This is a genomic window from Paraburkholderia phytofirmans PsJN, from assembly GCF_000020125.1.
Lineage (GTDB): Bacteria > Pseudomonadota > Gammaproteobacteria > Burkholderiales > Burkholderiaceae > Paraburkholderia > Paraburkholderia phytofirmans.
In genome coordinates, this window is sequence record NC_010681.1 from 2,500,921 (window position 1) to 2,523,042 (window position 22,122).

Sequence of the window (22,122 nt, forward strand, 5' to 3'; positions counted from 1 at the left end):
ACACCTCGTTAGCTAGAGAACGTGGCCGATTATCACATTCACGAGTCCTGCGGCGAACAGAACGATCAGGGGATTCATCTTCGGCTGCGCAAGAAAGATGCTCAACGCGACGGCCGCGAGCGCCCAGATCGTCCACGTCGAAGAAGAAGCGCGCAGCACGGAAAATGCGCCGGCGAGTATTAGCCCGGTCGCGATCGGAGCAAGACCCTGTTCCGCCGTCCGATGCCAGGGATGCTGCTTGTGCCGCGTCCATGCGAGTGTCGCCCCGTAGGCGAGCACCGAAGACGGCACGAACAGCGCGAGCGACGCTATCACCGCGCCGAGAAAGCCCGACGCTTTCCAGCCGATCAACGTGGTCAGCAATGCGCCCGGTCCGGGCGCCGCGCGAGAAATCGCGAACAGGTCGACGAATTCGGCTTGCGTCACCCAGCCGTGGATCGTCACCGCCTGCTGGTTGATATCGGCGACGATACTTTGTCCGCCGCCCAGCGACAGTAGCGACAAAGGCGCGAATACGGCGATGAGTTGCAGATAGATGTTATCGCGCACCTTGGCGGCTCCTCCACGCAACGTACAGACCGGCGGCTCCCGTCACGATCGCGACCGGCACGAGCGGCCAGCGCAGCACGCCGACCGCGACGAACACCACGACGATCATCGCGAGCGGCCAGCGTTGCGCCGTGAGCAGCGAGCGCGCGGTACGGAAGCCCACCGACGCGGTCATGCCGATCGCCGCCGCGGCGACGCCTTCGAGAAACTCATGCAGCCACGCGAGTTGCGCGTACTGATGAAACACCGTGGCGAGCAGGACGATGACGACCATCGGCGGCACCAGTAGCGCGGACACGGCCACCGTGCTGCCGATCGCGCCTTTCATGCGGTAGCCGACATAGATCGACAGATTGATCACGTTCGAGCCGGGCAGGATCTGGCCGAGCGTGAGGGCGCCGAGGAATTCGTCTTCTTCCAGCCATCCTCGTTGCGTGACCACCTCGCGGTATATCCAGGCGGATAGACCGCCACCGAAACTCGTCAGTCCGACCCGCGCGAAGAGCAGAAGAATTTCCAGCAGCGTGACGTCGCCCGGTTTGCGCCCGGATATTGATTGCATGCGGACTTTCCTTCTGCTGTGTCATATCGCGGCGCATGCAGCGACGAATGCTGCATGCGCAAGGTAAGCCTCGGATAAAACTCAATGCCGCTCGTTCGCCAGCCGATGCGCGGCGGCAACCTGCTCCTCCACTTCGCGCACCAGCTTCGACGACTTCCTCCGGCGGCTCCAGACCGACGCCCCAACGCTGACGGCAGCACAGCCGAGCAGACTCGCGGCAATCGGACTGCGAAGAAACACGCTCGGATCGCCATTCGAAATCGTCAATGCCTGACGGAACGACTGCTCGAGCGTATGGCCCAGAATCAGGCCGAAAAGCAGCGGCGCCTAGGGAATATCGAACTTGCGAAACGCGTAGCCGACAATGCCGAAGAATAGCGCGAGGAACAGATCGAACACATCGTTACTGAACGAATACACGCCCGCCGATGCAATCACCAGAATCAGACACAGCAGCACGCCGGACGGCACGTACAGAATGCGCGACAGAATGCCCACAAGCGGCAGATTGAGCAGCAACAGCATGATGTTGCCGACGTACATGCTCGCAATAAGCCCCCACACCAGATCCGGTTGCGTGTGAAACAGCATCGGGCCCGGCTGGATGCCGTACATGATGAACGCGCCCATGATCACCGCCGTCGCGCCCGAACCCGGCACGCCGAGGGCCAGCAGATGCACGAATGCGCCGCACGTGTCCGCGTTGGTGGCGGCTTCCGGCGCGGCGACACCTTCAATGGCGCCGTGGCCGAACTCTTCGGGATGCTTCGAGACCTTCTTTTCCAGCACATACGAGAGCATGGCCGCGAGCGTGCCGCCGAGGCCCGGCGCCGCGCCGCAGAGAAAACCCACCGCCGAGCCGCGGAAGATCGCGGGCCGCGCGCGCCGCCATTCCGCGCGAGTGAACCACAGCTTGCCTTCGACACGCACCGTATGCAGCGTGCCGCCGAGCGTGCCTTCTACCATGCGGCTGACTTCGGCAATGGCAAACAGGCCGACCACTACAACCAGAAAATTCACGCGATCCTGCAACTGCGTGAGGCCGAGCGTAAAGCGCGGCACCCCGCTTTGCAGATCGATGCCCACGGTCGCGAGACCGAGTCCCATGAACACCGCCATCATGCCTTTGCCCAACGAATCGCCGGTGAGCGCGCCGACGGTCGACAGCGCGAAGCAGATCAGCGCGAAATATTCAGTGGGTCCGAAATGCAGCGCGACGGCAGCGAGCGGCGCCGCCACGAACGCCAGCGCGGTGACACCCATCATGCCGGCCATGAACGAGCTGACGGCGGCAATCGCCAGCGTCGCGGCCGCTCTGCCTTTGCGCGCCAATGGATAGCCGTCGAGCACCGTCATCACCGCGGCGGCGTCGCCCGGCGTATTGAGCAGGATCGCCGTGACGGCGCCGCCGTACATGCAGCCGTAGTAAATGCCGGTGAGCATCATGAGCGCGGAAATCGGATCCATGCCGAAGGTCACCGGAATCAGCAACGCGATTCCCGCCGACGGGCCGATGCCCGGCAAATGGCTGATCATCGTGCCGATAAAAACGCCGAAAAGCGTATACATGAGATGCATCGGCGTCGCGGCAACCGCGAGTCCGTGCAGAATGCCATGCAGACTGTCCATGATGCGAACGCCTCAAAATGGGAGAAGGCCGGTCGGCACCGGAACGCCGAGAAGCTGGGAAAACAGCAGATCGAAAACCACGGTCACGCCGAGCGCGATGGCAAGATTGGTTTTGTGGCGCTGGCGGTTGAAATAGCTGAGCAAGCCAAACAGAAAGACCGAGGTCGAGAGTACGTAGCCCACAGGCTCGAAACACAGGTAATAGATGGCAGTCCAGACCACCATGCTGATCAGAATGAACGGACGTTGCTTCGGCTCCGGTACTGCATGGTTCACAAGCGCGGGCTCTGCGTCGGCCGCTGTTTGTGCGGGAGGCGCTTCGACCGCTTTCGCATGCGCCTTGCCGCGCCCTTCGAGCAGAAGAACGACTGCCGAGGCGATCAGTCCCACACCGACGAGAGCCGGAAACGCCTTAGGCCCGAGCGGGTCGCTCAGCCGGACTTCCGGCAGACGCATGTCCATGTACAGGTACACGACGGCGAGCGCCATCGCGCAGAATGCGAGCCATACGTCGCTTCTGATGCTTTTCATGTCTCCTCCAGAGTTCGACTCCTGAGAGGCTCGCCAACCAAGGTGATCCTCTCAGGTTCGCCCAGTCCGCGTGGGACTCGCGTAGTCGTGCTCGTTGATTCGCTTGCGCCGGGTTGTCCCCATGCGCTGCTCTGCCTGTCAGCAACGACAGCGCCGCATCACTTCTCGTTGTAGCGGCCCGGCTTCACCACTTCGGCGATCGTGCCGTCCGGCGCACGGAACTTCAGCGCGCCCTCGCCCTTTGCCGAAAGAATCTCACCACCGTACTGCCTGATCTTTTCGGCGGCGGCTTCCTGGTCGTCGACCGTCACGCCCCAGTGGTGCAGACGCGGTCCGGCGCCGGCAATCTGCGCTTCGTGCGAGTCCTCGCTGTCGTACTTCATCAGCGTGAAGTCGATGTGACCATCGGTCATGTGACGCGAGATGTGTTCGCGATTGCGGCCGGTCTTCACTTCCGTGAAGCCGAACACTTCGGTATAGAAACGGGTGGCCTGCTCGAGGTCGTCGACCTTGACTGCGAGGTGAACGATGCGTGACATATGGATCTCCATGTCGATAGGTACTGCGGGTTAAAAGAAAGATTCGCTACTTCGCGATGCCGAGCTCGCCAAGCAGAGGGGTCAGGCGATTGCGCTCGCCCTGAAGGAAAGCACGGGTCTGAGTGCTGTTCTTGTAGTCGGCGGTCCAGAGATTGCGCTTCACGGCGACCGCCCATTCCGGCGATGCGGTGGCCTTCTGCAATACGTTGTCCCACCACGCTATTTCGGCGGGCGTCATGTTCTTCGGGCCGACCAGCACGCGCCAGGTCGTGAAGTCCACATTGATGCCCTGCTCTTTCCAGGTCGGCACGTTCGCGAGTTCGCCGCCTTGACGCGCGCCGCCGGGGATCGCGATCATGCGCACGCTGCCCGACTTGCTCGGTCCCAGCACCACGCCGGCGGGCGTCGCCGACGCGGTCACGTGGCCGCCCATCAGCGCGGTCAACGCTTCGCCGCCAGAGTCGAAGAACACGACCTTCATCTTCTTCGGATCCTGACCCGCGCCTTTCATTACCAAGGCCGCGGCGTCGTGACTCTGGCCGCCGGGTGAACTCGACACGCCGAGCGTGACGCTGGTCGGGTCTTTCTTGAGCATCTGCACGAGATCGCTGCCCGACTTGATAGGCGAATTGCCCGGCACGGAGAACACCACCTGTTCAGTGACGAACACGGCGAGCGGCGTCACGTCGTCGATGCCTACCGTGGAAAGACCCGTGATCCGGTTGGTGATCAGCGGCAGCGCCTGGACCGTGACGAAGTGGCCGTCGGCTTCGTGCGAATTGATGTACGCGATGCTCACCGTGCCGCCACCGCCCGGACGGTTGATCACCGTCACGGGTTTGGCCGAGAGCTTCTCCTGCTGAATCACACTCTGCAACGTACGCGCGACCAGGTCGAGTCCGCCGCCGGGCGCGCTCGGCACCACGATCTCGATCGGGCGCCGGGGCTGCCATGCGTCCGCGGCATTGGCGAGCGTCGCGCACGCTGCAAGCAACGCAACACAGATGCCTCGCGCGACACTCGATGTCTCAAGCCTCCTCTTCACTTTCGTCTCCTGTTTATGGTGCTCTATTGCGGTTTAAAAATTGAATGCGTCGAAGGTGCTGGCGGCGAAGAGTTTCTCCATGGGCACCTCGTCCTGGATCAGGCCGTCGCTTTTCGCATAACGCTGCAACGTGTCGAGGTCGGGACGGTTCTCTTTCAGACCGTAGCGCCAGTAGTCGTCGCCCATCAGCGATTTGACGCACTCGTATTCTGATGTGATCCACGGATGCATGACGCGCAACGTGTCGGTGATCGCGAGTTCGCCGAGGGCGATATCGCGCGACTTCCTGAACGCGGCAAACACGTTGACCGGCAACCACGGATGCTGCTCAACGAGCGAGCGGCGAATGCCGACCATGTGCATGGGCGGAAACAGCCGTGTTTTGCGAAACCACGCTTCCTCGTTTTCGCGGAAAGCGGGAAAGAGCCGCTGCACGTGTTCATTGCGACCGAAGCACGATGGCGGCTTCGGCGCGATCAGTGCATCGATCTCGCCTTTATCGAGCAGACGCGCGAGTGTCTGGTCCGCGGCGATCGGTTCCACCTGAATTGCGGAAGGCAGGTTGTAGGGCACGCGCGCCTCGCGGCCCGCCTGCTCCAGGCCGCCGATCACCCATTGCACGTCGCGGCTGCTCACACCGTATTCGTCCGCGAGCATGCCGCGCACCCAGATGCCCGCCGTCTGCTGGAAGTCGGGCACGCCGATGCGGCGGCCCTTTAGCGCCTCGGGAGAATCGATACCGCGATCGTTGCGGATGTAGATTGCGGAATGACGAAACGAGCGCGACAGAAACACCGGCACGCCGATATAACTGGTTTGCCCACGCGCGGTGGTCAACAGATGCGTGCCGAGCGACAACTCCGAGATATCGAATTCGCCATGACGGAACGCGCGTTGAAAGAGTTCCTCGGCGGGCCCATTCACGAAGTTGATCTTGCATCCGTCGATCGCGACCTTTCCGTCGAGCAGCGCACGTGTGCGGTCGGTAATCTGACAAGCCAGCGATAGTTCAAGCATAGAAGTGAAGCGCCGTAGGCTGGTATAGAAACTGGGGAATAGTGCTTAAAACAAGCTGAAATGTGCTCACGTCATTCGTAGTGCAAATTAATGCTCATGCGCCCGACTCAACGTTGGGCACCCATCAATCCGCGCTCGTCGAACGCGGTGCTACTTTGGTTTTCCTATGACTCGCTTCGTCAGGCGATCTGATCCGTGGCAGGCGGCGCCACCGCTTCTTCGCCGGATTTCACCATGCCGTCCAACGCGACGAGCATGCGCTCCTTGCCCTTCGACACGTGACTGAAACTCATCTCGTAGCTCAGGCTCGCATTGCGGGATTTCAGCGCGTTGACGATCTCACGGTGCTCTTCATTCGACTGCAGCAACGCGCCGCGCTGAACCATTCCATGCACGCGGAACAGATGGAATTCCTTGACGAAGCCGCGATACAGCTTGATCAATCGCGAGTTGCCCGTCGATCGCACGATGTAGTCGTGAAACTCGAGATTCAACGGATCGAAGCGCGAAAAATCGCCTTTCTGCGCGGCCTCCTGCATCTCGTCGACATAGGCGTCGAGCTGCGTCGCCATGTCGTCGGTCAGGAGCGGTGCGAGCAACGACGCCGACAATGCGGTGAGTCCCGCGCGCAGATCGTAGACTTCAATCGCATCGTCACGCGTGACACGCTGAATGAACACGCCTCGCTGCGGGATCAAATACACGAGGCCGAGTTCGGCAAGCGCGCGGCATGCCTCGCGCACCGGCCCGCGGCTCACCGAAAGCTTGTCCGCCACGGCCTTTTCGTTGAGCCGTTGCCCCGGCTTCAACTCGCCGCTCAGAATCATTCGCTCGATCTCGTGTTGCACGACGCCGGTCAGTGTATGCGCCCGGAAATCAGCCAGAGAGACGGTTGGGGAGATGTGATCAGTTTCCATGAAAACGAGTCTATGTGGCACCCTGAAAAATGTCAACACTTTACTTTTCACGATCTCATCCCTGCGAAACGCCCGTGCAGCGGGCCTGACACGTGTGCCATCTCACTGACATTTTCACGTCAGATCCATTCGCCAACGTACGACATGCTCGTGCGCCCAGCCCTCAAAACCGATGCCGCATGCCGATCCGGAAAGCCAATTGGTTCTGCGCATCGCTGCCCGAGTTGCCGAAGTAGCTCGTCGATTTGCCGATCATTGCCTGAACCGGCACACCGTCGTTGTTCCCGGACGCCTTCTGGTAAATGGCGAGCGCATACACGCTGGTGCGCTTGCTCAGCGAATACTCGACACTGCTGTTGATCTGGTTCCACGTGCCCGTCGACGACCCTCGAACCTGAGTACGCGTATAGCCCAACGCGGCCTCCAGCGGCGCGGTGACCTGATACACCACGCCGCCCTCGTAAATGTTCAGCGTAGCGGCCGTGTGGTCCAGGTTCTCGAGCCGGGTGTTGGTCCATAGCGCGTAGCCGAGTACCTTGCCGAACTGATATTTGGCGCCCAGACCCAAGGTGCGCAAATCCCGTTCGCCAAGCGGATCCAGATTGGCGAGCGTCAGTTTGAGCGGGGGCACTTCCTGCAACGGATACGTGATGTCCGTATAGGCGAAGCCCATGCTGAACGGCCCATTCTTGTAGTCGACGCCGAAGCTGTAGGTCCGTGACGAGCCGCCCTTGCCGTTGTCGCCGTCCGAGCCGCCAAACTCGCCCGCCGCATTCGAAAAGCCGTACATGGCGCCGACCTTGAAGCCGTACATGCGCACGCTGTCGAATTTCACCGAGTTGTTGATCCGCACCGAGGTCAGCAGATCGAGCGTGTCGATGTGATACGCGTAAGCGTCGCCGGCAGTGAGGCCGCCGGTCGAATAGCGGTTCAGGTAGTCGTGCGAGAACGGATACTGGCGGCCCATCGTGAACGAGCCTACGCCGCTTCTGGATATGCCCACGAAAGCCTGCCGGCCGAACAGCGCGCCGCCCTGGCTGATCGAACCGTCGGCAAGACCAAAGCCACTTTCCAACGTGAAAATGGCCTTATAACCGCCGCCCAGATCTTCCGCGCCCTTCAAACCCCAGCGGTTGCCGCCGTTGATGCCGTCGTCGAACTTGACCAGGCTGGAACTGCCGCCGGAGGCGTTCTGCGCATGGTTGACGTAGCTGATGCCGGCGTCGATCAATCCATAAAGAGTCACGCTGCTCTGCGCGTGGGCCGCGCCAGCCAACCCTCCTAGTGCTACGGCGCACATCAGCTTCTGAGCCTTGTGGGTGTTCACTTAAGTCTCCTAATTTTTATATCTGATTGAAAGGAATTCCTCGATTCGGGTTTCGGCCTCCACCGCTGCCCTTGAACTTCCACCTTCAACTGCCTTACAGCCGAATTCCGCACTTCCACGTTGCGGCGACGCAACCCGCCGCCAGAGCCGGTTCCGCTGATGCGTCACAACTTGAAACGGAGTGTCGAAGGTTTTATGATAAATGTCAACATTTTACACACCCAGGGTTTTCCTGACACTCGGCATCGATATGGCTTACTGCGCAATAGATTTCGGCACTTCAAATTCAGCCGTTGCGGTCCCGGATCGCGACTGCATCGCACTCGTTTCCGTTGAAAAAGGCGCCACCACCCTGCCGACGGCCATCTTCTTCAACAGCGACGACCACACTCACGCATTCGGACGCGCCGCACTGGCGGCCTACGTCGACGGTTTCGACGGCCGCCTGATGCGCGCCATCAAAAGCATTCTCGGGACGGGCATCGCGGAATCCAGCACAGCTTTGGGCGACGGATCGGCAATCGCGTATCTCGACGTGATCGCGATGTTCGTCGGGCATCTGAAGGGCTGTGCGCAAACACGTCTTGGCGCGCCGGTCGATCGCGCGGTGCTCGGCCGCCCGGTGTTTTTCATCGACGACGACCCGGCCGCCGACGCTCGCGCGCAACGGCAGCTCGAGGCCGCCGCCCGCTCAGTGGGTTTTCGCTACCTCGAATTCCAGTACGAGCCGCTCGCCGCGGCCTTCGATTACGAATCGCGGCTCGGAGAAGAGAAAGTCGTGCTGGTCGCCGACATCGGCGGAGGCACCTCGGACTTCTCACTGGTGCAAGTGGGTCCGCAGCGAATGTCGAGGATGGATCGCAAGGACGACGTGCTTGCGCATCACGGTGTGCACGTTGCGGGAACGGATGTCGACCGGCGGGTTGAACTGGCTGCCATTCTGCGAGAAGCCGGTTACCGCAGCCTGGACAAGGAAGGACGTGAAATACCGAATCGCGCCTATTTCGATCTGGCGACGTGGCATCTGATCAACTCGCTCTACACGCCCAAGCGGCAAACCGAGCTGCGGCTCATGCGCCATCTGTACCGGAACCCGCTTCATCATGACCGGCTGATGCGAGTGGTGGACCGGCGGCTCGGCCATGCGCTCGCCGCGAGTGCGGAACGGGCAAAGATTGCGATTGCGGCTGGCGGCGATACGCTGATCGAGATCGACCCGATCGAGCCGGGCCTGAGCGTCGCTTTCGACGAACAGCAACTCGTCGACGCCACGCGCGAGGAAAGAACGCGGATTGTTCACGCCGCGCGGGAGACGGCGCGGCTGGCCGGCATCGCTGCGGGCAAGGTCGATGCCGTCTATTTCACCGGCGGATCGACGGGCCTCGCCTCCTTGACCCGCGCCATTGCGGGTGCGTTTCCCGAAGCCGAGCTCGTGTTCGGCGATCCGCTAGCGAGCGTGGCCACCGGTCTCGGCATCCACGCAAAACGGGTCTTTGGCTAGCGGCAGATTTGTCTCGATGACGTGGCCCCGCGGCGCCGCTTAGTCGATCAATTCCCGATGCAATGCCACGAATTCCTGAGCGAGCTTATGACGGGGATCGAAGTGAATCATCGGCTTCGCATACTGGTGCGACTCGCGAATCTTCACGGACGTCGACAGTCGCGACTCCAGCACAGGCAAGCCTTCGCCGATCAGTTCCTCGACCAGTTGAAGCGGCAGACTCGCGCGCGGCTGAAACTGGTTGATCACGATTCCTTCGACTTCCAGTCCGGGATTATGGTCCTGCTGAATTTCCTTGACGTTGTCGAGCAGCGTGTACAGCGCGCGACGGGAGAAGTCGTCGCAGTCGAACGGAATCAGGCAACGCTCCACCGCGATCAGCGCTGAGCGACTATAGAAATTCAGCGCCGGCGGTGTGTCGATGTAGATCGCGTCGTACTCATCCAGTTCGTTCAACGCGTCACGCAGCTTGTAGATCTTGTAGCGCGATTCGAGCTTGCCGTGCAGCGTGTCGAGATCCGGATGCGAGGGCATCACATGGAGGTTCTCGAACGGCGTGGGGTGGATGAACGTCGAGACCGGTGTCGGCCGGAAACTGAAGCTCAAAGCCGTTTCGAAGAAGTCCGCGACGTTGGGCTTGAGATCGCTGGCCTGCTTGCCGAGAAGATACTGGCTGGAGTTGCCTTGTGGGTCCAGATCGATGACTAGCGTACGCAAGTTCTCGCTGGCGTTGATGGCCGCCAGGTTGCATACGATGGTCGATTTGCCCACACCGCCCTTCTGGTTGAATATCACACGCCGCATTGACCTCTGCCCCTATATTGAGAACGCACCAAAGGCACAGCTTACCCTGGCAAAATGACAGCGCGAGGTGCGTCCCTATGAATAGTTTTTGAAGGCGTTTGCTTGTGTCAATCCGGCCAGGCGCCCTGCCCGTTTACGCCTGAGCGCCTGCAATGCCGACGTAGTTTTCCGCCATCGCGGTGGCCGCCGCGCGCGAGGTCGTCACGTATTCGAGTTCGGCCACCTGAAGCTGCTGCTCGAAAGGCGACGCACCCTCGATACGGTGCATCATGCTGGTCATCCAGTACGAGAAATGCTCGGCGCGCCAGATGCGTTTGAGCGCTGTTGCGCTGTAACCGTCGAGCAGATCCGTGCGATTCTCCACGTAGAACGCATTCAGCGCCTCGGTCAGCACGCGCACGTCGGCCACCGCCAGATTCATCCCCTTCGCGCCGGTGGGCGGCACGATATGCGCTGCGTCGCCCGCGAGAAACAGCCGGCCGTGTTGCATGGTGTTCGATACGAAACTGCGCATGCCGACAATGTTCTTCTGAAAGATCTTGCCGTCGACGATCTGCTGGCCGTCATGCGAGTCAACTCGTGCATGCAGTTCTGCCCAGATGCGGTCGTCGGACCAGTTCTCGACGGAGTCCTTCGGATCGCACTGGAAATACATGCGCTGCACGTTCGGCGAGCGTGTGCTGATCAGCGCGAAGCCGCGCTCGTGACGCGCGTAGATCAATTCGTCCGATGACGGCGGCCCTTCGCACAGGATACCGAACCAACCGAAGGGGTACACACGTTCGAAATCCCTGCGCAACGCATGGGGAATCGATGCGCGCGACACACCTTGCGAGCCGTCGCAGCCGATCACGAAGTCGCACTGCAATTCGTACGCTTCGCCTTCGTGGCGATAACGGATCGACGGCGTATCGGTATCGATGCCGTGAATCGACGTCTCCGAGACGCCGAAACGCAGCTTGCCGTCGTCGGCCACGCGCGCCGCGACGAGATCCTTGATCACTTCGTGCTGCGCGTAGACCGTGATCGAATGTCCCGTGAGTCCGGTCAGATCGATACGGCGCCGCTTGCCCTCGAAAGCCAACTCGAAGCCGTGATGCAGCGCGCCTTCCGCTTTCATCCGCGCGCCGACGCCGGCTTCAGTCAACAGGTCCATCGTGCCTTGTTCGAGCACGCCGGCACGGATGGTGGATTCGATCTGATCGCGACTGCGCGACTCGAGTACGACAGAGTCGATGCCGCGCAAGTGGAGAAGATGGGAAAGCAGCAAGCCCGCAGGCCCGGCACCGATGATGCCAACTTGGGTACGCATGAGTTGTCTCCTGAATGCGGCGTTAGATTTGCGCTCAGTGTGACGATCACGTGCGGTATCGCGCAACGCGATATGGCGGATAGGCCGTATCTAATTTAAAGATAGCAGCCGTGGTCGGGCACGTGCAGCCGGTCAGCGCAATCGGGCCCTAACGCCGTCCAGACGGGGCTTGTGGCCCATTCGTTCGACGGCTCATCCTTCGAGTTGCATTCCTTCTGATAAAGGTAAACCCCGAGCCGCACTACGACGCAAGAAACAGTCGATACACCGGGTTCTGCGTCTCTTCCCAGTTCGGATAGCCGAGCGTGGCGAGAAACTTGTTGAACGCCTCGTTCTCGCTATCCGGCACCTGGATGCCGACCAGAATCGAGCTATAGTCCGCGCCCTGGTTGCGATAGTGGAACAGGCTGATGTTCCAGTTCGGCGCCATCGACGAAAGGAATTTCATCAGCGCGCCTGGCCGTTCGGGAAACTCGAAGCGGAACAGACGTTCGTCGTGTGCCAAGGGCGAGCGCCCGCCGACCATGTAGCGGATGTGCTGCTTGGAGAGTTCGTCGAACGTCAGATCGACGGTGGCGAAGCCGTGCGCTTCAAACGCGCCCGCGATCTGCGCCGACTCGCTGCGATTCCTGATCTGCACGCCCACGAAGATATGGGCGGAGTTCGCATCCGCAATACGATAGTTGAATTCGGTGACGCTGCGTGTGCCGACCAGTTCGCAGAAGCGGCGGAAACTGCCGCGCTCTTCGGGGATCGTCACGGCGAACACCGCTTCGCGCGCTTCGCCGACTTCGGCGCGCTCGGCCACGAAGCGCATGCGGTCGAAATTCATGTTCGCGCCCGACGTGATCGCGATCAGCGTCTGGTTCTCGATGCCTTCGCGCTCCGCATACTGCTTGGCGCCGGCCACGGCCAGCGAGCCCGCGGGCTCCAGCACACTGCGGGTGTCCTGGAAGACGTCCTTGATCGCGGCGCAGAGCGCGTCGGTATTCACGAGCAGCACGTCGTCGAGATATTCGCTGCACAGGCGGAAGGTTTCTTCACCGACGAGTTTCACCGCCGTGCCGTCCGAGAACAGACCGACCTCATTCAGCGTGACCCGCTCACCGGCTTTCAGCGATGCTGCCATTGCACACGAATCATCGGTCTGCACGCCGATCACCTTGATCTCGGGCCGCACCGATTTCACGTATGCAGCCACACCCGCCGCCAGTCCACCGCCGCCGATCGGCACGAAGATCGCGTGAATCGGCCCCTGATGCTGGCTGAGAATTTCCATCGCCACGGTGCCCTGGCCGGCGATCACATACGGATCGTCGAACGGATGCACGAAGGTCAGATCGCGCTCTTTTTGCAGCTTTACTGCGTGCTCATACGCGTCGCTATACGATTCGCCGAACTGCACCACTTCGACGGTCGGGCCGCCGTGCGCGCGCACCGCGTCGACCTTCACCTGCGGCGTCGTAACCGGCACCACGATGATCGCTTTCACGCCCATACGCGCCGCCGACAGCGCCACGCCCTGCGCATGATTGCCCGCCGACGCCGTAATCACCCCACGTTCCAACGCTTCAGCGGAAATATGCGCCATTTTGTTGTACGCGCCGCGCACCTTGAACGAGAACACCGGCTGGTTGTCCTCGCGCTTCAGATAGACCGGATTGCGCAGACGTGCCGACAGATTCGGCGCGCGTTCGAGTTCGGTCTCGCGGGCCACGTCGTAGACGCGCGCGGTCAGGGTTTTTTTCAGGTAGTCGTGGCGCAGCGCGACGCTATCGGCGGCTTCGGCCACCTGTTTGAGTTGGTGTAACGACAAGGCAAGCTCCTGTGCGGCAAGGACGAATCAGCAGAGAGTTCACCAGGAGGCAGGCTGCAAGCGGACATAAAAAAACCCGCCTCGTGGGGCGGGTTATGTGTCACTGCTATCCGACGCGCGCTAACCCACCATTCGATGAATGATGCTAATAATCAGCGCAATACGGATGTCGAGGCAGTTCATGCGTTCGATCTTCGTTGACTTGAGGCGCTTTGTCAATCCCCGCTAATTGCCATGCTCACCGCGGCGAGTTATCCGCATGACTGCCACATGCGCTCGCCACCACGCTCGCCCGCCGTCACGAACAACATCGTGACTACGACGCCGAGTCTGCGCGATGCGACGATCAATGCACCCCGCTCTGCTTCCTGAAGGCGTCGAGAATGCGCTTTTCAAGCGAGTTGTAATCGCCGCCAAAGTGATGATCGCCAGACGTGCGAATCACCTCGATGCCGGTTTTGGTCAGCGTCGGACACAAGGTGTCCTTCTCGTTCTCGCCGTAGAAGCACTGCACGATGGCGGGCGGCACGCGCGTCAATTCCGGCTGGACCTTCAACGCCTTGTCGCTTGCCGGCATGCCGAGCCAGCCGCCCACGCGAATCTGAAAATCGGCATCGGGCGCGAAGCCGAGCAGCGCGATCAGCGAGACCTTCGCGCGCAACGCTTCCGGCAGACGGTTATAGGCGAACGGCATCACATCCGCGCCGAACGAATAGCCGACGAGCGCAATATGCTGCGCATTCCAGCGCGCGCCGTAGGTTTGCATCACGCGCGCGAGGTCGCGGCTGGTTTGCGCGGGCGGCTTCTCGCTCCAGAAATAGCGCAAGCTGTCCCAACCGATCACGGAGACGCCGTCTTTCTGCAAAGCCTGCGCGATCGTCTTGTCGAGATCGCGCCAGCCGCCGTCGCCGGAAATCACGATGGCCATCAGGCCGTTTGGATGCGCCGCCGGCAATTCGATGAGCGGCAGATCGGAAACGTCGTCGTCGCTCGTCGACACGGCCTGCAAATGCGGCGTGAGCAACGCGACGAGGCGCGCGCGATCCGCATTGCCCGTGGCCGCCTTTTCGACGAAACCGGGCACCTTGTCGCGGATAATCGTCGGGTCCGGCGGGCAAGGCTGAAAGCGTGCATCGAGCGTGTGCTCGGCATCCACCGCGACCGCGCCGGCAATCGTATTCGACGGCGCCTGTTCGAGCACATGCATCGCGAGCGTGGCACCCTGACCCGTGCCCGCGACGATCGGCGCGAAATAATGGCTCGACTTCGACTGCCGTTCGAGCTGATGGCTCAACGCTTCCGCATCGCCCACCAGTTGATGGCAGGCCTCTTTCTTCGCGGCCAGATTGGCGGCGTAGCGAGCCGTGTCGACACCGACGGTCAACGCACCGGCCTTGGCGAGCGCATCGGCGCTCTGCTGATCCGCCGCGCTCCAGCCGCTCGCTTGCGAGTACAGCACCACGAAGCCGCGTAACGGACCGGGTCCAGTCGGCTGAGTGACCGTGACGTCGCCATAACGGCCGCCGGGCACCGTGGTGGTTGCCGCGTGCGCGAGCGCGCCACCGGTCACGAGGCTCGCTGCGAGAGCGAGCTTGAACAACGAATGCAATGTCATGAACGCCGGCCTCCTGCCAGCAATGACAGGTCCGCGAGCGTGAAGAACACGCCGACCGAACCCGACGCCGCGAGATAGCGCGGCTCCCAATGCGGCTGGAACTTGCTTTTGAAAGCACGCAGTCCGCGGAAGTTATAGAAACGGCCGCCGAAGCGCCATACGATGCCGGCGAACCGGTGCCAGCGCGACGCCAGCGGCGTGGGCTGCATGCCGGAGAGCGGTGCGATGCCGAGACTGAGCGAGCGGAATCCCGCCTGCTTCAGATGCAGCGCCAGTTGCGTGAACAGATATTCCATTGCATACGGCGACGCGCTTTCCACATGACGCATCACGCCGACGGTCGCCTCGGTGTTCATGTCGGTCGTCATGAAAGTGACGAAAGCAGCGGGCTCGCCGTTCTGACGCACCAGCATCACCGATTGCGCGGCGAGATATTCGTCCGTGAAGGCGGCCACCGAGAAGCTCTTTTCGCGCGCGTCGCGGCTGTCGAGCCAACCGTCGGAAATCTCGCGCAACGTGTCGAGCGACGCGGGCACGTTCGCCTGATCGATCACTTCGACGGTGAAGCCATCGCGCTCGCCACGCTTTAACGCATAGCGAAGATGCGCGCGATGCGAGCCCTTCAGGTCGAAATCGTCGAGCACGACGTGCGCTTCCTCGCCGAGCTTCATCAGCGTGAGGCCGGCATCGAGGTAAAGCGGCAATGCGTTCGCGCGCACCTGATAGAACGCAGCGCGGCCGCCGTGCGTGTGCGCGAGCGCGACGAACTTGCCTATCAGACCGGCCCACTCTTCGCGCGGACCCACCGGATCGTGCAAAGCGGCCCACGTGCGGCCGTATTTCGCGTACATCAGGAAAGCCTTGCGCGACTCGGAGAACAGGAAGCTCTTGTCGCCCATCAGTGCGAGACCGGCGTCGCTGCGTTCCTGCGCGCGCACAATGCGCGCCGCGTCGTGCAGATCTTGCGGCGCAGGTTTGACGAAGCGCCCCGGCGCGGGACGCAGCAGCTGCCAGAACGAGAACGTCGCAGCGAACAGGCTCGCGGCCAGCGTCGCGCGCAATGCACGCGGCGCGCGTTCGTCGAAGGCGAATTGCCACCACAGGTCGCGCGTGTACGGCACGTCGCGGAAAGCAAACAGCATGACCCAGGTGGCCAGCATCAGCACCATCGCGACCGACACCAGCCAGCCCGCCGTGAAGCGCTCCGCGAACAGCGACGAATGACGGTTGAAACGCCTGCGCGTGGACAGCAGCAACACGACCAGCATGCCGAGCACGCCGGCTTCCACGAACGCGAGACCTTTGGTCAGCGACAACGCGAGACTCAGCACCGCCAGCAGAAGCGTCATCCACCACGCGGCGTCCAGGCGCCGCAGCAAACCACGCGCGACGAACAGCAGCAGCACGCCCAGCACGCTGCAAAGCATCTGCGAACTTTCGAGCACCCACAGCGGCAGCACGTTGCGCAGCATGTGAATGCGTTGCCAGAACGCGGGCGTCGCGCTGGAAATCACCAGCATGCCGCCGACCACGAAGGTGACGAGACTCAGAAACAGCGGCGCGAGCTTCGACGCCGCAGCGGCATGTTGCAGCGGCAAACGGCTTTTCAGCGCGCGCCCTTCGAATCCGGCGAGCAGCGCGGCCGAAACGATCAACGGGACACCGAAGTAAATCGCGCGATACGCGAGCAAGGCCGCAACCATCTGATGCGTTTGCACGCTGCCGTTCAGCGTGAACACCATCGCTGCTTCGAACACGCCGACGCCGCCGGGCGTGTGGCCGATCATGCCGAGCAGCATGGCCGCGGCGTACACCGTGATGAAGGTCACAAAGCTCACGTCCGCATGTGGCAGCAGCGCCCACAAGGCGAGGCCGGCGGCCACCACATCGAGCACCGCGAGCGCCACTTGCGCGAGCAGATCGCGGCGTGCGGGGATATCGAACGAGAGCCACTGCCAGCGCGTGCGCACCGGGCGCGTTTCGCCGCGGCAGGCGGCCGCCGCCGAGGCGAGCGCGGCGAGCAGCGCCACGCCGGTCCAACGCAGCGTAAGCGGTTCGAGATGCAGCATCGGTGCGAGCGTGCCGGCCACGCCGACCATGCCGAGCGCCGTCATCAGCACCAGTGCGAGCGCGAGCGACACGCTCGTGAACACCGTCATGCGGCCGATCTGCGCGGGCGTGACGCTCGCCACGCTGTAGACCCGCGCGCGCACGGCGCCTCCGGTCAGCGCGCCGAAACCGGTGGCGTTGCCCAGCGCCGAGCCCGCCGTCGCGCCGATCCACAGCGCCACACGCGGCACGGCCGCGCCCAGATAGCGCAACCCGACGGCATCGCGGCCGACCAGCGCCACGTAGCTGAGCGCGGTGGCGCCGAGCGCGGCGCTCCATTCGCCGGCCGTCAGTCGACGCAACTCGCGCATCACCGAGCGATAGTCGACTGCTTGCGAGAGGTGTTGCAAGACGACCAGCAGCAACGCGCCAATTCCAAGCGCGAGCAGGGGCGAGAGAAGTGCCCGGTTGCCGAGCGTTTTCGACGCCCGGTCGAACATCGCGCCTAGCCGGTCGAATTTATAGTTATATCGATGGAACATGGTCAATGCTGGGCCTTGCTTGGAGCTGTTGCGACGACGGATCGTCTGCCGCGGCATCGCCGGCTAATGGCGATTACAAATGGATAACGGCACAGGGGTAAAAAGGTTGACAGCGTCAGCCGTATTGCGGGGGTTTAACCTGATAACGCCATTGGATTTGAAAGCGCCGCGCGGCGCGCCACGGCGATTTGCGTGAATATGCGGTCGATATTGCCGATTGCGGCGCGAGCGAGGCGCGCCTGATAGCTGACAAGGGGCTGAAGTTTAAACGCTATTTGCGCGCTGAGAATGAAGATTCGACGTCGCGTCGATCGCATGCGCATGCCGTATCGCTCGATGTGTTGAAGCACGGCATCAAGATTTTCTCTTCGCGTGCCGTAATCGAGAGCAATAGCTCAGTGAAACGCGGCGCATTTGCCGGGTGAAATTCGGTACTTGAAGGGGAATGAAGATGGCGGAACAGGATTGGATGATGGCGGGCGTGTATCTGGTCGGCCTGGTGTCGATGGCGCTGTTGATGAGCGCGCTGGCCACGAGAGCGACCAAGGAACGCAAGACCGCAGCGACGGTGTCGAGCCGCGCTCGCGACTGAACCAGGCCACGACGTACGGTCCGGTGCCGTACGAGATTGGAACTCGAGCGGCGTCACGAAAGCCGCTCAAACGCGCAAATTACGCGCGTGCTGCCGCTGCAACGAGATTCGAATGACTGAGGAACCGGATCGCGCAGCACACGCTGCGCATGTCCGCGCCCCGCTCTATCGGTCAGCGCATGCGGCGCGGCCTTTCTCTTACTCAGGACGGCGATGCGCTTCCGCGATCACGGCGCAGTTTTGCAGATGCAGGTTCAGCGCATGCAGGGCCAGGGCGCGCAGCTTGCCGAAGAACGTGTTGTTGGCGGGGACGGCAGCGCGGACGGCGGAAGCATTGGAAGCGGTGTTCATGGCGGACTCCTGTATAGGGTTTATACCTAGGCAATAACCCGATTATAACGATCTCCTGCCGCACTGCAACAAATATCAATAAAACCTTAGGCCTCTGCCCGACGGTCACCTGCACAGCCGTCCCAATCTCAAAAAAGGGTGACATCGGCTGCCGCACTTTTAACAATCCGCACCGTACAGGTGCAATAATGACCCCTTTGCCCGCGACCATTCGCCGCAGCCCGCCTTCATGACCGCCGTTCAGAAAGCCCTGATTGCGCCCTTGATCGTCGCGTGCGCGATGTTCATGGAAAGCGTCGATGCCAACGTGATCGTGACCGCGCTGCCCGCCATGGCGCGCGACTTCGGGCGCGATCCGGTCACGCTGAAAATCGCAGTGACGAGCTATGTGCTTGGGCTCGGCGTGTTCATCCCCGTGTGCGGCTGGCTCGCCGACCGGTTCGGCGCACGCACGATCTTCCGTACGGCAATCGGCATCTTCGTGACGGGTTCGCTGCTGTGCGCGGCGTCGAATTCTCTCGCCACCTTCACGCTCGCGCGTTTCGCGCAAGGCGTGGGCGGCGCGATGATGGTGCCGGTCGGGCGGATCATCATCTTCCGGGTGGTGCACAAGGCGGACTTCATCCGCGCGATGAACTATCTGAGCGTCCCCGCCATGCTCGGTCCCGCCGCGGGGCCGCTGCTCGGCGGCTTCATCACGACCTATCTGCACTGGCGTCTGATTTTCTTCATCAACGTGCCGATCGGCATTCTCGGCATCTATCTGACCAACAAGCACATCGCCAACACACGCGAGCCGGATCCCGGCCCGCTCGACTGGATCGGTTTTTTTCTGTCGGCGGCGGGCGCGGTGCTGCTTCTGCTCGGGTTGTCGCTGGTCGGCGGTGAACTGATCTCGAATCGCGACGCGTTCGGCATGTGCGCATGCGGCGCGGTTCTGCTCGCGGGCTATATCGCCTACGCGCAGCGCGTCCCGCTGCCGCTGCTGGACTTGCGCTTCTTCAAGGTGCCGACGTTCCAGGCAAGCGTGCTCGGCGGTTCATTGTTCCGGATAGGTCTCGGCGCACTGCCGTTCCTGTTGCCGCTGATGCTGCAGGAGGGTCACGGCATGAGCGCGTTCGAATCCGGCCTGATCACCTGCGCGTCCGCGTTCGGCGGCATGTTCATGCGCACGGTCGCCGCGAGCGTGCTGCATCGTTTCGGGTTCCGTTCGGTGCTGGTGGTGAACGCCGCGTTGTCGGGACTTTCGATCGCGGCCTGCGGACTGTTTTTCCCCGGCACGCCGACCTGGATCATCTGGGTGGTCGTGTTGCTCGGCGGCTTCTTCCCGGCGCTTCAATTCACGAGTCTGAACTCGCTCACTTACGCGGAAATCGCGAGCCGCGACGTGGGCCGCGCCACGAGTCTCGGCAGCGTCGTGCAGCAGATGTCGCTCGGCCTCGGCGTGACGATCGGCGGTATCGTGCTGCAGATCTCGCGCGTGCTGCATGGGCATCCGGGCATCACATGGTCGGATTTCTGGCCGGCGTTTCTGGTGGTCGGGCTGTGCTCGTTCGCGTCGATTCCGGTCACGCTGCGCATGCCGCGCGGCGCCGGCGAGGAAATCGCGCGCGGCGGCCGGGGTTGACCGGTTCGATTCACGCCTCTTTGCGGATCACGCTCACTTCGCCGTTGCGTTCGAGAATCGCCGCGGCCACGTTTTCCATCGAACGTGAGCCGGTTTTCTGCCGCACGCTTTCCTGGACATCGGTTCGGCTGATCAGCGCGGCGTCCATCTCGCGCTCGTTGAACTCACCGTTGCTGAACACCTCGCGCTCGACGCCGCCCACTAGCCGCTCCAGCGCGCGCGAGTGCATGCACGCCCACGCCAGCGCCCGGTGACAGATGACGATCATGAACGAAGCGCCCACGGTGGCGATAAACGGCGACGCGCCGACGATGGCCCGGCTCAATGTCGCACCGAGCAGAATGACCACCACCGAATCGAACGGCGAGCGTTGTCCGAACGAGCGCCGGCCCGAAATCCGGATCAGCACCAGCGCGATCAGAAACACGACAATCGCGCGCATGGCCATCTGCAGCGGGTCAAGCGCCCTGCCCTGACCGAATAGCAGCAACGTCGCTTCCATCACGTCGCCCTCCTTTGACAGCAAGCGACGACCGCTTATCCGGCCGCCGCCCACGAAGCAAGCGTATCGCCGAAGCCGCCCCGAGCGCGGGCCGCTGCGCGCGCGCTCGTAATGACGCGCGGCGCCGCGCTCCACGCGATGCGCGCGCCGATCGCGATGAGCCGGTCGACCAGCGCGACATCCTCGCTGCATTTGAGAGGCGGAAAGCCGCCCGCGCGCCGGTAGGCATCGGCCGACACGCCGAGGTTCGCGCCGTGAATGTGACGATGACCGTCTGCATCCACGTAAGTCTTGCGGAAATATTCGCGCACGCTGTGCGGATGCGCGGTCCAGTCGTCGACTGCAATCGAACCGCACACTGCGTCCGCATCCAGCGAAAGCTGCGCGACCAGCCAGCCTGACGAGACGCGGCTGTCGGCATCGGTGAACGCGAGCCAGCGCGCGCCGTCCGCGAGCAGGAAGTCCGCGCCGGTCGCGCGCGCAATGCCGACGTTGCGCGCCTTCAGCGTGAGCGTCTCGACGCCGTAGGCCCGCGCGATCGCGCCGCTGAAGTCGTCGCATGCGTCGAGCACGACCACGATGCGCACCGTTTCGCCCGCCAGATCCTCATGGCGCGAAGCAGCGATCAAGGCAGCGAGACAAGACGCGAGCAACGCCTCTTCGTTATGCGCCGGAACGATCACGCCGATCATAGGAGCCCCTCGCGTTGCGCAACCGAGCGTGCGTCGCGCGACCAGACATCGATCAGCAGATCGGCTTCATCGTGATGCGCGAGACGCGTGAGGCCGCAGCGCGCATCGAACAGCGCATGCGCGGCATCGGCGGTTTCGAGCGCTTCGGCGAAGGGCCGGCGCCAATGACAGGCGAGCAACGTGCCGTCCGTGGTGAGCGAGGCGGCAATCCGTGAAGCCAGCGTTTCAAGCTCCGCCGAATCGAGGTAATACGCGAATTCGCTGATCACGATCAGATCGAATGGGCCGGCCTCGGTCGGCCATTCACGCGGCACCGTGCGCTGTTCGACACGCACGTGCGTTATGCCGGCGACGCGCTCGCGCGCCAGTTCCACCGCGCGCTCATGCAGATCCGCCGCGAGCAGCCTGTCGCAGCGCTTCGCCAGCTCGACGGTCAGTTCGCCATTCGCGCAGCCGGGTTCGAAGGCGTTCTGGTAACGCGGACGCGGCAGCAGCGCGAGCGTCAGCGCACGCTTGCGGCTCTCGTACCAGCCTTCGCGCAGCTTCCACGGATCGTCGCTGTGCCGATAGAGTTCATCGAAGTAGGTAGCCGGCGAGCTCATG

23 protein-coding genes are annotated in these 22,122 nt (G+C 62.5%); 4 read left to right on the plus strand and 19 right to left on the minus strand.

Features of this window, described 5'->3' with window-relative positions; genetic code table 11:
- Window positions 1-12: 12 nt before the first annotated feature.
- From BPHYT_RS11005 to BPHYT_RS11045, 10 genes are all read right to left on the minus strand, one after another.
- The gene (locus BPHYT_RS11005; protein WP_012433217.1) at window positions 13-549 is read right to left on the minus strand and encodes a chromate transporter; all 537 of its coding nucleotides are present in this window, start codon (window positions 547-549) and stop codon (window positions 13-15) included.
- On the minus strand, window positions 539-1,111 hold the full coding sequence (locus BPHYT_RS11010) for a chromate transporter (protein ID WP_012433218.1): 573 nt from the start codon (window positions 1,109-1,111) through the stop codon (window positions 539-541). Before BPHYT_RS11010 ends, BPHYT_RS11005 begins: the two co-directional genes overlap by 11 nt.
- 81 nt (window positions 1,112-1,192) lie before the next feature.
- Window positions 1,193-1,351 (minus strand): hypothetical protein, encoded by a 159-nt coding sequence (locus BPHYT_RS39090; protein ID WP_238535586.1) that lies wholly within the window; start codon window positions 1,349-1,351, stop codon window positions 1,193-1,195.
- Window positions 1,352-1,438: 87 nt separating this feature from the next.
- Window positions 1,439-2,740: a tripartite tricarboxylate transporter permease gene (locus tag BPHYT_RS11015; RefSeq protein ID WP_238535587.1), complete on the minus strand. Its 1,302-nt coding sequence runs from the start codon at window positions 2,738-2,740 to the stop codon at window positions 1,439-1,441.
- A gap of 12 nt (window positions 2,741-2,752) precedes the next feature.
- Window positions 2,753-3,271 (minus strand): tripartite tricarboxylate transporter TctB family protein, encoded by a 519-nt coding sequence (locus BPHYT_RS11020; protein WP_012433219.1) that lies wholly within the window; start codon window positions 3,269-3,271, stop codon window positions 2,753-2,755.
- A 158-nt stretch (window positions 3,272-3,429) separates the two neighbouring features.
- The gene (locus BPHYT_RS11025) at window positions 3,430-3,810 is read right to left on the minus strand and encodes a VOC family protein (protein ID WP_012433220.1); all 381 of its coding nucleotides are present in this window, start codon (window positions 3,808-3,810) and stop codon (window positions 3,430-3,432) included.
- Between the two features lie 46 nt (window positions 3,811-3,856).
- The gene (locus tag BPHYT_RS11030; protein WP_012433221.1) at window positions 3,857-4,855 is read right to left on the minus strand and encodes a tripartite tricarboxylate transporter substrate binding protein; all 999 of its coding nucleotides are present in this window, start codon (window positions 4,853-4,855) and stop codon (window positions 3,857-3,859) included.
- Between the two features lie 33 nt (window positions 4,856-4,888).
- Window positions 4,889-5,872 (minus strand): substrate-binding domain-containing protein, encoded by a 984-nt coding sequence (locus BPHYT_RS11035; protein WP_012433222.1) that lies wholly within the window; start codon window positions 5,870-5,872, stop codon window positions 4,889-4,891.
- A 179-nt stretch (window positions 5,873-6,051) separates the two neighbouring features.
- On the minus strand, window positions 6,052-6,789 hold the full coding sequence (locus BPHYT_RS11040; protein ID WP_012433223.1) for a GntR family transcriptional regulator: 738 nt from the start codon (window positions 6,787-6,789) through the stop codon (window positions 6,052-6,054).
- Between the two features lie 163 nt (window positions 6,790-6,952).
- Window positions 6,953-8,089 (minus strand): porin, encoded by a 1,137-nt coding sequence (locus BPHYT_RS11045; RefSeq protein ID WP_041758982.1) that lies wholly within the window; start codon window positions 8,087-8,089, stop codon window positions 6,953-6,955.
- 277 nt (window positions 8,090-8,366) lie between these two features.
- Here BPHYT_RS11045 and BPHYT_RS11050 point away from each other — a divergent pair, with 277 nt between their 5' ends.
- Window positions 8,367-9,617 (plus strand): Hsp70 family protein, encoded by a 1,251-nt coding sequence (locus BPHYT_RS11050; RefSeq protein WP_012433225.1) that lies wholly within the window; start codon window positions 8,367-8,369, stop codon window positions 9,615-9,617.
- 39 nt (window positions 9,618-9,656) lie between these two features.
- On the opposite strand, the gene BPHYT_RS11055 is transcribed toward BPHYT_RS11050, so the two are convergent.
- The 5 genes from BPHYT_RS11055 to mprF form a co-directional block, all read right to left on the minus strand.
- The gene (locus BPHYT_RS11055) at window positions 9,657-10,421 is read right to left on the minus strand and encodes a ParA family protein (RefSeq protein WP_012433226.1); all 765 of its coding nucleotides are present in this window, start codon (window positions 10,419-10,421) and stop codon (window positions 9,657-9,659) included.
- A gap of 133 nt (window positions 10,422-10,554) precedes the next feature.
- Complete coding sequence (locus tag BPHYT_RS11060) at window positions 10,555-11,733, minus strand: 4-hydroxybenzoate 3-monooxygenase (protein WP_012433227.1); 1,179 nt, start codon at window positions 11,731-11,733, stop codon at window positions 10,555-10,557.
- Between the two features lie 241 nt (window positions 11,734-11,974).
- Entirely contained in the window at window positions 11,975-13,549 is a 1,575-nt protein-coding gene (gene ilvA, locus BPHYT_RS11065; RefSeq protein ID WP_012433228.1) for a threonine ammonia-lyase, biosynthetic, read from the minus strand.
- A 346-nt stretch (window positions 13,550-13,895) separates the two neighbouring features.
- Window positions 13,896-15,164 (minus strand): virulence factor family protein, encoded by a 1,269-nt coding sequence (locus BPHYT_RS11070; RefSeq protein ID WP_012433229.1) that lies wholly within the window; start codon window positions 15,162-15,164, stop codon window positions 13,896-13,898.
- On the minus strand, window positions 15,161-17,713 hold the full coding sequence (gene mprF / locus BPHYT_RS11075; RefSeq protein ID WP_085966723.1) for a bifunctional lysylphosphatidylglycerol flippase/synthetase MprF: 2,553 nt from the start codon (window positions 17,711-17,713) through the stop codon (window positions 15,161-15,163). The genes BPHYT_RS11070 and mprF overlap by 4 nt, the downstream gene beginning before the upstream one ends.
- 230 nt (window positions 17,714-17,943) lie before the next feature.
- Between mprF and BPHYT_RS11080 the strand changes: the two genes are divergently transcribed.
- Window positions 17,944-18,180, plus strand: a complete 237-nt coding sequence (locus BPHYT_RS11080) for a hypothetical protein (RefSeq protein ID WP_041758438.1) — start codon at window positions 17,944-17,946, stop codon at window positions 18,178-18,180.
- A gap of 26 nt (window positions 18,181-18,206) precedes the next feature.
- The gene (locus BPHYT_RS38635; protein WP_012433231.1) at window positions 18,207-18,347 is read left to right on the plus strand and encodes a hypothetical protein; all 141 of its coding nucleotides are present in this window, start codon (window positions 18,207-18,209) and stop codon (window positions 18,345-18,347) included.
- Between the two features lie 198 nt (window positions 18,348-18,545).
- Here BPHYT_RS38635 and BPHYT_RS38640 read toward each other — a convergent pair whose 3' ends face one another.
- Entirely contained in the window at window positions 18,546-18,698 is a 153-nt protein-coding gene (locus BPHYT_RS38640; protein ID WP_012433232.1) for a hypothetical protein, read from the minus strand.
- A gap of 229 nt (window positions 18,699-18,927) precedes the next feature.
- Between BPHYT_RS38640 and BPHYT_RS11085 the strand changes: the two genes are divergently transcribed.
- On the plus strand, window positions 18,928-20,325 hold the full coding sequence (locus BPHYT_RS11085) for an MFS transporter (protein WP_012433233.1): 1,398 nt from the start codon (window positions 18,928-18,930) through the stop codon (window positions 20,323-20,325).
- Between the two features lie 10 nt (window positions 20,326-20,335).
- Here BPHYT_RS11085 and BPHYT_RS11090 read toward each other — a convergent pair whose 3' ends face one another.
- Genes BPHYT_RS11090 through BPHYT_RS11100 form a run of 3 tightly spaced genes read right to left on the minus strand, consistent with a single transcriptional unit; the run spans window position 20,336 to window position 22,121 of the window.
- Window positions 20,336-20,827 carry a DUF421 domain-containing protein gene (locus tag BPHYT_RS11090; protein ID WP_012433234.1) on the minus strand — a complete coding sequence of 164 codons (492 nt, stop codon included), beginning with the start codon at window positions 20,825-20,827 and terminating at the stop codon, window positions 20,336-20,338.
- Window positions 20,828-20,862: 35 nt separating this feature from the next.
- The gene (locus BPHYT_RS11095) at window positions 20,863-21,519 is read right to left on the minus strand and encodes a glycosyltransferase (RefSeq protein WP_012433235.1); all 657 of its coding nucleotides are present in this window, start codon (window positions 21,517-21,519) and stop codon (window positions 20,863-20,865) included.
- The gene (locus BPHYT_RS11100) at window positions 21,516-22,121 is read right to left on the minus strand and encodes an SAM-dependent methyltransferase (protein ID WP_012433236.1); all 606 of its coding nucleotides are present in this window, start codon (window positions 22,119-22,121) and stop codon (window positions 21,516-21,518) included. Before BPHYT_RS11100 ends, BPHYT_RS11095 begins: the two co-directional genes overlap by 4 nt.
- Window position 22,122 lies beyond the last annotated feature (1 nt).

Coding starts and splice junctions, on each gene's coding strand:
- BPHYT_RS11010 (WP_012433218.1), bottom strand. CDS start 1,111: ATGCAATCAATATCCGGGCGCAAACCGGGCGACGTCACGCTGCTGGAA.
- BPHYT_RS11015 (WP_238535587.1), bottom strand. CDS start 2,740: ATGGACAGTCTGCATGGCATTCTGCACGGACTCGCGGTTGCCGCGACG.
- BPHYT_RS11020 (WP_012433219.1), bottom strand. CDS start 3,271: ATGAAAAGCATCAGAAGCGACGTATGGCTCGCATTCTGCGCGATGGCG.
- BPHYT_RS11025 (WP_012433220.1), bottom strand. CDS start 3,810: ATGTCACGCATCGTTCACCTCGCAGTCAAGGTCGACGACCTCGAGCAG.
- BPHYT_RS11035 (WP_012433222.1), bottom strand. CDS start 5,872: ATGCTTGAACTATCGCTGGCTTGTCAGATTACCGACCGCACACGTGCG.
- BPHYT_RS11040 (WP_012433223.1), bottom strand. CDS start 6,789: ATGGAAACTGATCACATCTCCCCAACCGTCTCTCTGGCTGATTTCCGG.
- BPHYT_RS11045 (WP_041758982.1), bottom strand. CDS start 8,089: ATGTGCGCCGTAGCACTAGGAGGGTTGGCTGGCGCGGCCCACGCGCAG.
- BPHYT_RS11050 (WP_012433225.1), top strand. CDS start 8,367: ATGGCTTACTGCGCAATAGATTTCGGCACTTCAAATTCAGCCGTTGCG.
- BPHYT_RS11055 (WP_012433226.1), bottom strand. CDS start 10,421: ATGCGGCGTGTGATATTCAACCAGAAGGGCGGTGTGGGCAAATCGACC.
- BPHYT_RS11060 (WP_012433227.1), bottom strand. CDS start 11,733: ATGCGTACCCAAGTTGGCATCATCGGTGCCGGGCCTGCGGGCTTGCTG.
- BPHYT_RS11070 (WP_012433229.1), bottom strand. CDS start 15,164: ATGACATTGCATTCGTTGTTCAAGCTCGCTCTCGCAGCGAGCCTCGTG.
- mprF (WP_085966723.1), bottom strand. CDS start 17,713: ATGTTCGACCGGGCGTCGAAAACGCTCGGCAACCGGGCACTTCTCTCG.
- BPHYT_RS38635 (WP_012433231.1), top strand. CDS start 18,207: ATGGCGGAACAGGATTGGATGATGGCGGGCGTGTATCTGGTCGGCCTG.
- BPHYT_RS38640 (WP_012433232.1), bottom strand. CDS start 18,698: ATGAACACCGCTTCCAATGCTTCCGCCGTCCGCGCTGCCGTCCCCGCC.
- BPHYT_RS11085 (WP_012433233.1), top strand. CDS start 18,928: ATGACCGCCGTTCAGAAAGCCCTGATTGCGCCCTTGATCGTCGCGTGC.
- BPHYT_RS11090 (WP_012433234.1), bottom strand. CDS start 20,827: ATGGAAGCGACGTTGCTGCTATTCGGTCAGGGCAGGGCGCTTGACCCG.
- BPHYT_RS11095 (WP_012433235.1), bottom strand. CDS start 21,519: ATGATCGGCGTGATCGTTCCGGCGCATAACGAAGAGGCGTTGCTCGCG.
- BPHYT_RS11100 (WP_012433236.1), bottom strand. CDS start 22,121: ATGAGCTCGCCGGCTACCTACTTCGATGAACTCTATCGGCACAGCGAC.